Below are 13,688 nucleotides of genomic sequence, written 5' to 3' on the forward strand. Positions count from 1 at the left end.
GATCAGGTCATTCGGGTCTCACCCAAGGCTCTCGCGTGCGACCGATGCGCATCACGAGCGTCTTGATCTCGAAGAACTCCTCCAGGCCGTAGCGTCCGATCTCTCTCCCTTGACCGGACTGCTTGACCCCACCGAAGCTCAATTCCGGGAAACCGTCCATCCAGGTATTCGTCCAGACGGTCCCAGCCTGCGCCCGCGTCGAGAACTCGAGGCAGGTGTGGACGTTCTCGCTCCAAACGCCCGCAGACAAACCGTAGCTTGCATCATTCGTTAGCGCTACCGCTTCGTCCATCGTGCGGAAGGTCAGAACCGAGAGCACCGGTCCGAAGACCTCCTCGCGGGCGATCGCCATCTCGGGCGAGACGCCGCGCACGACGGTGGGTTGATAGAATTGCCCCTCGAGGCCCGGCACGGTCATCGGCCCGCCACCCAGCGCGATCTCGGCGCCTTCAGTGACGGCCGCGCGAACATAGTCGTCGATCTTGCCCTGATGCTGGACGGAGATGATCGCCCCGACCTGCGTGCGCGGATCGAGCGGGTCGCCGAAAGCCACGCGCTTCGACAGGTCCACCACGCGCTCGACCACCTCATCCACGATATCTTCATGGACGATGATCCGGCTGCTCGAGTTGCAGCATTGCCCGGTGTTGAAATAGACGCCGAAGGTGATCGCATCGGCTGCGCTCTCGATATCGGCATCGGGGAACACGACTTGCGGGTTCTTCCCGCCAAGCTCCAGCGCGACCTTCTTCAACGTGCTCGACGCGGCCGCCGAGATCGCCTTGCCGACCATGGTCGATCCGGTGAAGGTCACCATGTCCACGGCCTCATGCGTCGTCATCACGCTGCCCACGGAAGCTCCATAGCCCAGAACGATATTCACGACGCCCGCGGGCATCCCCGCCTCGAACAACAGCTCCCCGAGCATCACGGTGGTCGATGGCGTCAGTTCGGACGGCTTGATGACCGTGGTGCAGCCGGCGGCAAGCGCGAAGGGCAGTTTCTGGCTCAGGATCCAGAACGGGAAATTCCAAGGCGTGATCATCGAGACGACGCCGATCGGATCTTTCACGACGACGCCGAGCATGTCCGGCCCCAGCGTGTTGTGGCTATCGCCATGCATGGTGCGCGCCAGCGAAGCCGCATAGCGCCACAGGTCCGCGGCGCCCGACACTTCGGCGCGCGACTGCGAGATCGGCTTGCCGCTTTCGAGCGTCTCCAGCAGTGCCATGCGCTCGACATTGCCCTCGATCAGATCGGCAACGCGCAGCAGGATCGTGGCGCGCTCCTTGCCCGAGATCCGGCTCCAGACGCCACTGTCGAATGCCTCACGCGCCGCAACGATCGCGGCTTCCGCATCGGCTTCGGCGCCCAGCGCCGCGCGGCTCACGAGGCAGCCATGCGCCGGGGACATCCGATCGTAGGTCTCGCCAGAGGCACTGTCGCGCCACTCGCCTGCGATCAGGTGACGACAGATGAAGGGCTCTGCGGGGATCGCCGCATCGACGGCAGAGATCAGGTTCAGCTCGGTCATGTTCAAAGTCCCGAAAAATTAGGTTTGCGTTTCTCGCGGAAAGCCGTGACCCCTTCGGCGCGATCTTCGCTGGCCGAAATGGCGGCACTTCCGAGCGCCTCAGCCATGGCGCCGCGATCTTCACCCGCCGCGACATGGATCATCGATTTCGTGATTTCGACGGCGCGGGGCGACAGCCCGAGCGCACGGTCGATCAGGGTCTGCGCCGCCGCGCGCAGATCGTCGGAGATCGCGGCCACGAAGCCGACCGCCAAAGCCCGCTCGGCTTTCACCCGGTGACCGAAAAGCGCCATCTCCTTCACCATCGGTTCGGGCAGCAGACGCATCAGCCGCTGCGTGCCCGACCAACCGGGAACGATCCCGACGCCAGCTTCCGGGAGGGCAAGGCTGGCGCCGGGTGCCATGACCCGAAGGTCGCAGGCTGCGGCAAGTTCGAGCCCGCCCCCGAAGGCGTGCCCGTTCAGCGCCGCAATCGTCGGCTTCGATAGGCGCGCCAGCCGGTCGAAGATCCGGTGCCCGTCGCGGACCCAATGCCGCGCGAACTGGGCGGGGCTCAGATCGCCCCAACCGTTGATATCCGCCCCGGTGCAGAAGGCCCGGTCGCCCTCGGCGGTCACCAGCACGCAACGGATATCGGTGTCGCGTTCGATCCGGTCGAGATGCGCCTCAAGCGCACTCAGCATCTCGACCGTCAGGGCGTTCATCTTCGCCGGGTTGTCGAGGCGCAGCTCTGCCACCGCGCCGTCGATGATCAGGTGAATATCGCTCATGGCGTCCACCCCATCGGGGCATCGGCGAGAAGCTTCGTGGACATGGTGACGGCATTCTCCGCCACGCGCACCCGCCCTTCGGAGGCACCGACGATGTCCCGCTCGGGATCGATCCCCGGCATGATTTCGGTCGCGATAAGCCCCTTGTCATCGAGCCGCATCACGCAGCGCTCGGTGATATAGAGCACTTCCTGCCCCTGCTCGCGCGCACGCTCCCCGGAGAAGGTCACATGCTCGACCTGGTCGACCATCTTGGTGAACTTTCCGGGCGCACGGACGCGGATGCCGGTCTCGTCCATCTCCATCTGCGCCCCGGCCTCGAACCAACCCGAGAAGACGATCTTGCGCGCATGGGCGGTGATATCCACGAAGCCGCCGCAGCCAGCGGTCAAGTAGGGTTTCTTGCCGAGCTTGGAGACATTCACGTTCCCCTCTACGTCGACTTCGAGGAAGGACAGGAAGGACATGTCGAACCCGGCGCCCTGGAAATAGATGAATTGCTGCGGCGAGGGCACGTAGCCATCGGCGTTCGATGCGCAGCCGAAGGCGAAGCCGGTCAGGGGCATACCGCCCACCGCGCCTTGTTCGATCGCCCAGGTGACCGCGTCGGGATGGCCTTCCTCGAGCAGGATGCGCGGCACCATCGCCGAAATCCCAAAGCCGAGATTGGCCGTCATGCCTCCGCGCAGCTCCATTGCCGCGCGCCGTGCGATCACCTTCTCGATCCCGTGCTCGGCCAGTTCGAAGCTCGACCACGGACGCATTACCTGACCCGAGATCGCCGGATCATAGGGAGTCTCGCAGGTCTGTTTCTGATCTTCGTCCACGACCACGTAATCCACGAGATGGCCCGGCACCCGGACGTCATGGGGACGCAGCGAACCCGCCGCTGTAACCCGCTCCACCTGCGCGATCACCAGCCCGCCATTGTTGCGCACCGCAATCGCCTGCTCGAGCCCGCCGAGATAGGCGCCTTCGTGCTCATAGGTCAGATTGCCGCGCTCATCGGCGGTGGTTGCGCGCAGAATGCAGACATCGGGATAGATATTCGGGAAATGGAGCCAGGTGTCGCCATCGAATTCCACGCGGCGCACGATGGGGGCGCCTGCTGCGCGATCGTTCATCGCACAGCCCTCGCGCTCGGGATCGACGAAGGTTTTCAGACCGACCTTGGTCATCACCCCCGGACGCCGCGCAGCCGCTTCACGATGCATGTCGAACAGGATGCCGGAGGGCACGTTATAGGCAGCAACCCGATCCTCGACGACCATCTTCCAGATTTCCGGCATCGGCAGGTTCGACGAACCCGACGGATAGGATCCGGCCAGAACCGTGTCGAGCAGACCATCCTTGGCGATATGGTCGATGCCCTTCACACCGTACATGTCCCCCGCAGCGATCGGATGGATCATGGTCAGGTTCTGCGGATGTTGCTCCTGATCGAAGCGCTCGCCGATCGCCTTGAGCACGGAATCGGGGCAGCCCAATGCCGAAGACGAGGACACCGTGATGATAGCGCCATCCGCGATTTTCCCCACTGCTTCCGATGCACTGACGATGGTGCCCATAGTTCGCTTCTCCCAATCCAAATTGCCGACCCCAGACAAGATTTCAGTCGACACGCCCCCAAAAGACTCAGCAAATAGGAACGTTCCAAATATCTATAGGAACGTTCCAAATTTGTGTCAAACGTTTTTAACTGAGCAAATTCATTCGATAGGACATGGAAACGAGGCGATCGCGCAAAGAGGCCCCTTCTTGCCGGGCTAAGGAGGTCGACGCCCCGCGCACAGCCTTGACGATGAGGAGCGACCGTCAACGGCGGGGTAAAATCCTGCCATTGGCCGGCGCAAAAACAGGCGACTTCGGGGTATGGGCGCGACGCACACTATGAGACAGCGACCGGTCAACCGCGCCCCCCCAGATAGCGGGCAGTTGACTGGCCGCCTTGGCCCGTGAAGGCCAAGCCTTCATCGGCTGGATCAGGCGGCGTCGGTGGACTTGCCTGCGCGACTTTAGGCGAGCCGGTAATCGCGCTGAAGAGATGGCGAGCCAATGTTCATCTGGGCGCGCCACCAAATCCTTTCCGCATTTGCTCCACTGAACCGGAACCGGTGCGCCCGAATCTTATCGTTGTGCCTCAGGGTCGACCCTCACGAACGATATTCATAACCCGCCTCATGAAATTCACATGCGGGACAGTTTTTGAGGCAAAAACAGGCCCAAAACAGAGAAAAGCTCGGAAAACCGAAGTTTTCCGAGCTTTTCGCTTGGTTTATGGTGCCCAGGAGAGGACTCGAACCTCCACGCCTTGCGGCACACGGACCTGAACCGTGCGCGTCTACCAATTCCGCCACCTGGGCAGGTGTCGTGGAGCGCGAGATACATAGCGGCGCTGGGACTGTCAACGGGGATCGACACGAAAAATTCGCAAGCTTCGACTCTTCGGGTCTTTGGCCTTGTTCCCGCGGGGGCGAGGCGGTAATCAAAGAACGAAATTCTTGCAAGGAAAGGCCTCTGCCCATGTCCAAGCTGGTTACGATCTACGGCGGTTCGGGGTTCGTCGGGCGCTATATCGCGCAGCGCATGGCAAAGGACGGTTGGCGGATTCGCGTTGCGGTCCGGCGTCCGAACGAGGCGCTCTTCGTCAAACCCTACGGTGCGGTCGGGCAAGTCGAGCCGGTCTTCTGCAACATTCGCGACGATGCCAGCGTGCGCGCGGCGATGCAGGGCGCGGATGCGGTGATCAACTGCGTCGGTATTCTCGTCAATGAAGGCAAGAACAAGTTCGGCGCCGTGCAAGCCGAAGGTGCAGGCCGCGTGGCGCGTATCGCTGCAGAGATGGGTGTGCCGAAACTGGTGCAGATCTCGGCCATCGGCGCCAATCCCGACAGCGAGAGCGAATATGCCCGCACCAAGGCTGCAGGCGAGAAGGCGGTGCTGGATGCCTATCCGCAGGCCGTGATCCTGCGCCCCTCGATCATTTTCGGCAACGAGGACGGGTTCTTCAACAAATTCGCCTCGATGTCGCGCTTCACCCCGATCCTTCCGATCACGGGTGGTCACACGAAATTCCAGCCGGTCTTCGTCGATGATGTCGCGAAGGTCGCGGTCATGGCAGCGGACGGGAAAGTCTCGCCCGGCACCTATGAGCTCGGCGGGCCGGATGTGGAGACCTTCCACGACCTGATGAAGCAGATGCTGACGGTGATTCACCGTCGTCGCCTCGTGCTGTCGCTGCCCCGCTGGGTCGCAAGCATCCTCGGCGGCGTCTTCGATCTGGGTCAGGCGGTCACCGGCGGTCTGTTCACGAACCGCATCCTCACCCGCGATCAGGTGAAGAACCTGCAAGCTGACAATGTCGTGTCCGAGGGCGCGAAAGGCTTCTCCGATCTCGGAATTCAGCCTATGGCAATGGAAGCGGTGATGCCCGGCTACCTGTGGCGCTTCCGCCCCGGTGGGCAATATGACGACATCAAAGCTTCGGCGAAGAACCTTCGCAAGACATAACCCCCTCCTTCCTCCCCGGTGCCGCTTGCGGCGCCTCTCTGACCTAGGCGGTATTTCTTGAGCTATCTGAACGACGTTCTGCTCGGTGTGATCGAAGGGATCACCGAGTTTCTCCCGATTTCGAGCACTGGCCACTTGATCCTGGCCGAACATTGGCTTGGCACGCGCTCGGATACCTACAACATCGTCATTCAGGCCGGGGCGATCCTTGCGGTGACGCTGATCTATTGGCGTCGCCTGATGGAGCTGCTGTTCAACTGGCGCAATCCGGAGAACCGCGACTATCTCGCGAAGCTGACCGTCGCCTTCCTGATCACCGCCGTTCTGGGCCTGATCGTGAAGAAGATGGGTTTCGAGTTGCCGACAACGATCCAGCCCGTCGCCTGGGCGCTGGTGATCGGCGGTTTCTGGATGCTGTTTGCGGAACGCGTCGCGGATCGGCAGGCCGATAACAGCCAGATTTTCTGGCGCGTCGCCATCGCGGTCGGGATCGCGCAGATCGTGGCCGGGGTCTTTCCGGGCACTTCGCGCTCGGCCACGACGATTTTCGTGGCGATGCTTCTGGGCACCTCGAACCGGGCGGCGGCGACCGAATTCGCCTTCCTCGTCGGCATTCCCACCATGTACGCGGCGAGCGGTTACGAATTGCTCAAGCAGCTCAAGGATGGGACCGGCGGCAACGAGGATTGGGCCGGGCTCGGCATCGCTTTCGTCGTCTCGACCGTCACGGCCTTTGTCGCGGTGAAATGGCTTCTTGGCTATATTCAGGGGCACCGTTTCACCATCTTCGCGATCTACCGGATCATCTTCGGCGGGCTTCTGCTGAGCCTTGCGGCGGTCGGTGTGCTAGGCTGATCAGGAGCGAATCGCTTTTTGGCGACGCGTGATCCTCAGGAAAATCAGGGTAACGCGGCGATAAAGTAAATGAAGCTGACCTATTTTGAGCGAATTTGAGGTGCCTTCTCGTACGCCTCTCGCAAAAAATGCACATTTAGGTCAGCCTTGCTTACTTTTATTGCTGTGGCAGGCAGTGTAGTCATGCGCACCCACCGGTTTTCTAGGGAGGCGCCACAATGGCCAAGCAACCGATGCTCAAGTTCGTCAAGACGGCGAAAGAGATGCCTCAGAAGCGCGACGCGAACGTGCGCTCCCATGATTTCAACGAAATCTATCGCGAATACGCGGCCGAGAAGGCTGCCGAGCAGGCGAGCCGCTGCAGCCAATGCGGCGTGCCCTATTGCCACACGCATTGCCCGCTCCATAACAACATCCCCGACTGGCTCCGGCTGACCGCCGAAGGTCGTCTGCAGGAAGCCTACGAGATGTCGCAGGCCACCAACACCTTCCCGGAAATCTGCGGCCGCATCTGCCCGCAGGACCGTCTGTGCGAAGGCAACTGCGTGATCGAACAGTCGGGCCACGGCACCGTCACCATTGGCGCAGTCGAGAAATACATCACCGACACCGCCTTCGACATGGGGTGGGTGAAACCGATCAAACCGGCGACCGAGCGCGCCGAAAGCGTCGGCATCATCGGCGCAGGCCCGGGCGGCCTGGCGGCCGCCGACGCGCTGCGCCGTGCCGGCGTGCAGGTCACGGTCTATGACCGTTACGACCGCGCGGGCGGCCTGATGACCTATGGCATCCCCGGCTTCAAGCTGGAGAAAGACATCGTCATGCAGCGCGTGAAGCAGCTGGAAGATGGAGGCGTCGAGTTCGTGCTGAACTGCAATGTCGGCACCGATATTTCCTTCGACGCGATCCGCGGCAAGCATGACGCGGTTCTGATCGCGACGGGCGTCTACAAGACGCGCGAACTGACCGACGAAGGCGCAGACGCTGCCGGCATCGTCCGCGCGATCGACTATCTCACGGCGTCGAACCGCAAGAGCTTCGGGGACGACGTGGCCGAGTTCGAAGACGGCACGCTGAACGCGGAAGGCAAGCGCGTCATCGTCATCGGCGGCGGCGACACCGCGATGGACTGCGTGCGTACCGCGATCCGTCAGGGCGCCAAGTCGGTGAAATGTCTCTATCGCCGCGACCGCGCGAACATGCCGGGCTCGCAGCGCGAAGTGCAAAACGCCGAGGAAGAGGGCGTGGAATTCGTCTGGCTCTCCGCCCCCGCGGCCTTCTCGGGCAACCCGGTCACCAACTGCTCGGTGCAGCAGATGCGTCTGGGCGCGCCGGATGCCTCGGGTCGTCAGAGCCCCGAGAAGATCGAGGGCGGCATCTATGACGAAGAGGCCGATCTGGTGATCAAGGCGCTCGGCTTCGAGCCGGAGGACCTGCCCGGCGCTTGGGAGGCCGACGATCTGGAGACCACCCGCTGGGGCACCGTGAAGGCCGAATTCGGCACCCACGCGACCTCGATCCCCGGCGTCTACGCGGTCGGCGACATCGTGCGCGGCGCAAGCCTCGTCGTCTGGGCGATCCGCGACGGGCGCGAAGCGGCGGGCTCGATCCTGCGCTATCTCGAAAACGTGGCGGCTGTGGCGGCGGAGTGATCCGCGCCCTGCCGATCTGAAAAGGAATGTATGCGATGCGGTCGAATTTTCTCGGCATGGCGATCTGCGGGGGGCTGTTCAGCGCCCTGCCCGCCCATGCCGCGGATTTCGAGCCACCGCAGGGCTGCGAGGTCTTCATGACCGTCCAGATGCATAACTGTCAGGTCGCCAATTACTACCGCTGCGCCGCCGATCCCGAGGGCGATCTCTGGACCGCCTTCGCGGATGGTGAGGGCATCTATTACCTGAGCCATATCGATGCCGAGACGCGCTGGCTTGAAAGCGTGTCGACCGATACCGGCGAGATCGAGATGTTCGATCCGGGCGCGTCGAAGGATGCTCCCTCGTTCTCGGCGCTCCTGTCGGACGGCAAGGACGATTACGATTTCGTCACGCGCTCGAATTACCGGGGCCTGCGCCGCTATGTCGGCAGCGATACCCTCACGGGCAAGTCTGTCAGCATCGACGATGTCCCGCTCGAGACGATCACCTTCGATCTGCGCGAGGATGACCAGAACGGCCAGACCGTCGCGACCCGCACCGGCACGCAATATATCTCGCGCAAGTATCGCGTGTTTTTCAGCGGCGCGGAGCGGTTCGAGAACGATCAGGGCGACGTTGTGAGCTATGACGACAGCCCCGTGCGCTTCGACTTTCCCGGCGATCCCGGTTTCTCGACCGAGACGCCCGAATATGACTGCGACCTGATGATGACGCAGGCCGATCTTCGGCCCACGCAAGTCAGCCTCGCCCCCCTTTCCCGCTCTTTCTCCAAGGAGGCACTGCAATGACCAAATATGACGAAGCCTGGGTGGCCGCCGAGGAAGCGAAACGCCAGTGGATGAACGAGAATTCGCTGTGGAAGGAAGAAGACGAGAAGGCGTCCTGCGGCGTCGGCCTCGTGGTGTCGATCGACGGCAAGGCCTCGCGTCGCGTCGTGGAGAACGGCATCGACGCGCTGAAGGCGATCTGGCACCGCGGCGCGGTCGATGCCGACGGCAAGACCGGCGACGGCGCGGGCATCCACGTCCAGATCCCCGCCCCCTTCTTCTACGACCAGATCCGCCGCACCGGCCACGAGCCGGACATGGAGAAAATGGTCGCCGTCGGTCAGGTCTTCCTGCCGCGTACCGATTTCGGCGCGCAGGAGCGCTGCCGCACGATCGTGGAATCCGAAGTTCTGCGGATGGGTCACTACATCTACGGCTGGCGCCACGTCCCGGTGAACACCGAAGTGCTGGGTGAGAAAGCCAATTCGACCCGCCCCGAGATCGAGCAGATCCTGATCCGCAACGACAAGGATATCGACGAGGAGCAGTTCGAGCGCGAGCTCTACATCATCCGCCGCCGTATCGAGAAAGCGGCGATCGCGGCGCAGATCAACGGGCTCTACATGTGCTCGCTGTCGTGCCGCTCGATCATCTACAAGGGCATGATGCTGGCTGAGCAGGTCGCGGAATTCTATCCCGACCTGAAAGACGAGCGCTTCGAATCCGCCTTCGCGATCTATCACCAGCGCTATTCCACCAACACCTTCCCGCAATGGTGGCTGGCGCAGCCCTTCCGGATGCTGGCGCATAACGGCGAGATCAACACGATCAAGGGCAACACCAACTGGATGAAGAGCCATGAGATCCGCATGGCCTCCTCGGCCTTCGGCGACAGCGCCGAAGACATCAAGCCGATCATCCCGGCGGGGGCGTCCGACTCCGGCGCGCTCGATGCGGTGTTCGAACTGATGGTCCGTTCGGGCCGCAACGCGCCGATGGTGAAGACGATGCTCGTGCCCGAGCCGTGGTCGAAATCCACCGACACGATGCCCTCCGCGTGGCAGGACATGTATGCCTATTGCAACGCCGTGATGGAGCCGTGGGACGGCCCGGCGGCGCTAGCGATGACCGATGGTCGCTGGGTCTGCGGCGGTCTCGACCGCAACGGTCTACGTCCGCTGCGCTATGTCATCACCGGCGACGGCGTGCTGATCGCGGGCTCGGAAGCCGGCATGGTGCCGGTCGACGAGGCGAGCGTTGTCGAGAAAGGCGCGCTTGGTCCGGGTCAGATGATCGCGGTCGATATGCGCGAGGGCAAGCTCTACCACGACACCGAAATCAAGGACAAACTGGCCGCGGCCCAGCCCTTCGGCGAATGGGTCGGCAAGGTCACCGATCTGAACGCGATCCTCGTCGACGTGCCGGAAAACCCGAAATTCTCGGGCGGTGAACTGCGCAAGCGTCAGGTCGCGGCTGGCTATTCGGTCGAAGAGATCGAACAGATCCTCGCGCCGATGGCCGAGGACGGGAAGGAAGCCATCGCCTCGATGGGCGACGACACGCCGCCTGCGGTCCTGTCCAAGCAATACCGCCCGCTGAGCCATTTCTTCCGGCAGAACTTCAGCCAGGTCACCAACCCGCCGATCGACTCGCTGCGCGAAAGCCGGGTGATGTCGCTCAAGACGCGCTTCGGTAACCTCAAGAACGTGCTCGACGAGGATAGCTCGCAGACCGAGATCTGGATTCTCGAGAGCCCGTTCCTCGCGAATTCCGAATTCGATCACATGCTCAAAGAGTTCGGCGAGCAGGTGACGATCATCGACTGCACCTTCCCGGCCAATGCCGATCAGGATGCGCTGCGCGAGGGTCTGACCCGGATCCGTCAGGAAGCCGAAGACGCGGTGCGCTCGGGTGCGCTCCATATCGTGCTGAGCGATGAGGAGCAGGACGAGGACAAGGTCGCGATGCCGATGATCCTCGCGACGAGCGCCGTGCATAGCTGGCTGACGCAGAAAGGCCTGCGGACCTTCTGCTCGATCAACGTGCGCTCGGCGGAATGTATCGACCCGCATTACTTCGCGGTGCTGATCGGCTCGGGCGCGACCACGGTGAACGCCTATCTCGCGCAGGACACGCTAGCCGACCGGATCGACCGCGGCCTGCTGGGCGGCACGCTTGTCGACGCGATGCGCAAATATCGCGACGCGATCGACGCGGGCCTGCTGAAGATCATGTCGAAGATGGGGATCTCGGTGATTTCCTCCTATCGCGGCGGTCTGAACTTCGAAGCCGTGGGTCTGTCGCGCGCAATGGTCGCGGAATACTTCCCCGGCATGCACTCGCGCATCTCCGGTATCGGTCTGCACGGCATCCAGCACGCGCTGGAAGGTGTGCATGCCAAGGGCTGGAAAGGCGGTCAGGACGTGCTCCCGATCGGCGGCTTCTACAAGGCCCGCCGCACCGGCGAGGCCCATGCCTGGGGTGCGCAGTCGATGCACATGCTGCAATCGGCCTGTAACCGCGCGAGCTACGATCTTTGGAAGCAATACAGCTCGATGATGCGGGCGAACCCGCCGATCCATATCCGCGACATGCTGGATATCAAATCGCTGGGCAAACCGGTCCCGATCGAAGAGGTCGAGTCGATCACCTCGATCCGCAAGCGCTTCGTGACGCCGGGCATGTCGCTGGGGGCGCTGTCGCCCGAGGCGCACAAGCTCTTGAACGTCGCGATGAACCGGATCGGCGCGAAGTCGGACTCGGGGGAAGGCGGCGAGGATCCGGCGCATTTCGTGCCCGAACCCAATGGCGACAACCCGTCGGCGAAGATCAAGCAGGTGGCTTCGGGTCGTTTCGGTGTGACCGCCGAATACCTCAACCACTGCGAAGAGCTTGAGATCAAGGTCGCTCAGGGCGCGAAGCCCGGCGAGGGCGGCCAGCTTCCGGGGATGAAAGTCACCGACCTGATCGCGCGTCTGCGGCACTCGACCAAGGGCGTGACCCTGATCTCGCCGCCGCCGCACCACGACATCTACTCGATCGAAGACCTCGCGCAGCTGATCTACGACCTCAAGCAGATCAACCCGAAGGTCAAAGTTACGGTGAAGCTGGTGGCGTCCTCGGGCGTCGGCACGATCGCGGCCGGTGTCGCGAAGGCGAAGGCCGACATCATCCTGATCTCGGGCCACAATGGCGGCACGGGCGCATCGCCCGCGACCTCGATCAAATATGCCGGTCTCCCGTGGGAGATGGGTCTGACCGAGGCGCATCAGGTGCTCGCGATGAACAACCTGCGCGAACGCGTCACCCTGCGGACCGATGGCGGTCTGCGCACGGGCCGCGACATCGTGATGGCTGCGATGATGGGTGCCGAGGAATACGGCATCGGCACCGCCGCCCTGATCGCGATGGGATGCATCATGGTCCGTCAGTGTCAGTCGAACACCTGCCCGGTGGGCGTCTGTACGCAGGACCCGGAGCTGCGCGCCAAGTTCACCGGCACGGCGGACAAGGTGGTGAACCTCATCACCTTCTACGCTCAGGAAGTGCGCGAAATCCTCGCCTCGATCGGTGCGCGTTCGCTCGACGAGGTGATCGGTCGCGCCGATCTTCTCAGCCAGGTGAGCCGCGGTTCGGCCCATCTCGACGATCTGGACCTCAATCCACTCCTGATCACCGTCGATGGCTGGGACAAAATCGTCTACGACCGTTCGAAGCCGCGTAACTGGGTCTCGGATACGCTCGATGCGGAGATCATCAAGGATGGTCATCGCTTCTTCGAGGAAGGCGAGAAGATGCAGCTCTCCTACGCGGTGCGCAACACGCTGCGCACCATCGGGACGCGCGCTTCGAGCCATATCGTGAAGAACTTCGGGATGCGCAACGCGCTGCAGTCGGACCACCTGACGGTGAAGCTGACCGGCTCCTGCGGTCAGTCGCTGGGCGCTTTCGCAGCCCCGGGTCTGAAGATCGAAGTGTCGGGCGATGCCAACGACTATGTCGGCAAGGGTCTCTCGGGCGGCATGATCGTCGTGCGTCCGCCGATGGCTTCGCCGCTGGTCGCCTCCGAGAACACGATCATCGGCAACACCGTGCTTTACGGCGCGACTGAAGGTCACCTGTTCGCGGCGGGCCGCGCAGGCGAGCGCTTCGCGGTGCGCAACTCGGGTGCGAAAGTGGTGATCGAGGGCTGCGGCTCCAACGGTTGCGAATACATGACCGGCGGCGTCGCGGTGATCCTCGGCTCGATCGGCCCGAACTTCGGTGCGGGCATGACCGGCGGCATGGCCTATCTCTACGATCCGGACAACACGGCGGAAGAGCTGATCAATCTCGAAAGCCTCGTCACCTGCGGTCTGGGCCACGAGCATTGGGAAGCCGAGCTGAAAGGCCTGATCGAGCGTCACGTCGCCGAGACGGGCTCGCGCAAAGGGGCCGATATTCTCCAGCACTGGGAGACCGAGAAGGCGAACTTCCTGCAGGTCTGCCCGAAGGAAATGCTGGCGCATCTGTCCTACCCGCTCAGCGACGAACCGCAGGCGATGCCGGCGGAATAAGGGAACCCTTTCCCCAACGGAACCGTTTCAGAGGGCGAAGC

Annotated in this window: 8 protein-coding genes and 1 tRNA gene; 5 read left to right on the forward strand and 4 right to left on the reverse strand. The window is 62.9% G+C overall.

Annotated elements, in window-relative coordinates; genetic code table 11:
• Positions 1-7 precede the first annotated feature (7 nt).
• The 4 genes from BMI88_RS18470 to BMI88_RS18485 all read right to left on the reverse strand — a co-directional run bounded on the left by BMI88_RS18470 (position 8) and on the right by BMI88_RS18485 (position 4,667).
• A complete protein-coding gene (locus BMI88_RS18470) occupies positions 8-1,534 on the reverse strand; it encodes an aldehyde dehydrogenase family protein (RefSeq protein WP_078550988.1) in 1,527 nt (508 codons plus the stop codon).
• Positions 1,535-1,536: 2 nt separating this feature from the next.
• Positions 1,537-2,304 carry an enoyl-CoA hydratase/isomerase family protein gene (locus BMI88_RS18475; protein ID WP_078550989.1) on the reverse strand — a complete coding sequence of 256 codons (768 nt, stop codon included), beginning with the start codon at positions 2,302-2,304 and terminating at the stop codon, positions 1,537-1,539.
• Positions 2,301-3,872 (reverse strand): CoA-transferase, encoded by a 1,572-nt coding sequence (locus BMI88_RS18480; protein ID WP_078550990.1) that lies wholly within the window; start codon positions 3,870-3,872, stop codon positions 2,301-2,303. Before BMI88_RS18480 ends, BMI88_RS18475 begins: the two co-directional genes overlap by 4 nt.
• Positions 3,873-4,582: 710 nt before the next feature.
• Positions 4,583-4,667: transfer RNA gene (locus BMI88_RS18485), tRNA-Leu, on the reverse strand.
• A gap of 160 nt (positions 4,668-4,827) precedes the next feature.
• Between BMI88_RS18485 and BMI88_RS18490 the strand changes: the two genes are divergently transcribed.
• From BMI88_RS18490 to gltB, 5 genes are all read left to right on the forward strand, one after another.
• Positions 4,828-5,814 (forward strand): complex I NDUFA9 subunit family protein, encoded by a 987-nt coding sequence (locus BMI88_RS18490; protein WP_078550991.1) that lies wholly within the window; start codon positions 4,828-4,830, stop codon positions 5,812-5,814.
• A 57-nt stretch (positions 5,815-5,871) separates the two neighbouring features.
• Positions 5,872-6,669 (forward strand): undecaprenyl-diphosphate phosphatase, encoded by a 798-nt coding sequence (locus tag BMI88_RS18495; RefSeq protein ID WP_078523332.1) that lies wholly within the window; start codon positions 5,872-5,874, stop codon positions 6,667-6,669.
• A gap of 218 nt (positions 6,670-6,887) precedes the next feature.
• Complete coding sequence (locus tag BMI88_RS18500) at positions 6,888-8,321, forward strand: NAD(P)-dependent oxidoreductase (protein ID WP_078541530.1); 1,434 nt, start codon at positions 6,888-6,890, stop codon at positions 8,319-8,321.
• Positions 8,322-8,356: 35 nt separating this feature from the next.
• Entirely contained in the window at positions 8,357-9,112 is a 756-nt protein-coding gene (locus BMI88_RS18505) for a hypothetical protein (RefSeq protein WP_246831930.1), read from the forward strand.
• Positions 9,109-13,647, forward strand: coding sequence for a glutamate synthase large subunit (gene gltB, locus BMI88_RS18510; RefSeq protein ID WP_078550993.1), 4,539 nt, complete (start codon positions 9,109-9,111; stop codon positions 13,645-13,647). Before BMI88_RS18505 ends, gltB begins: the two co-directional genes overlap by 4 nt.
• The last annotated feature ends 41 nt before the right edge of the window (positions 13,648-13,688 follow it).

The organism is Thioclava sp. F36-6 (assembly GCF_002020305.1).
Taxonomy (GTDB): Bacteria; Pseudomonadota; Alphaproteobacteria; order Rhodobacterales; family Rhodobacteraceae; genus Thioclava; species Thioclava sediminum.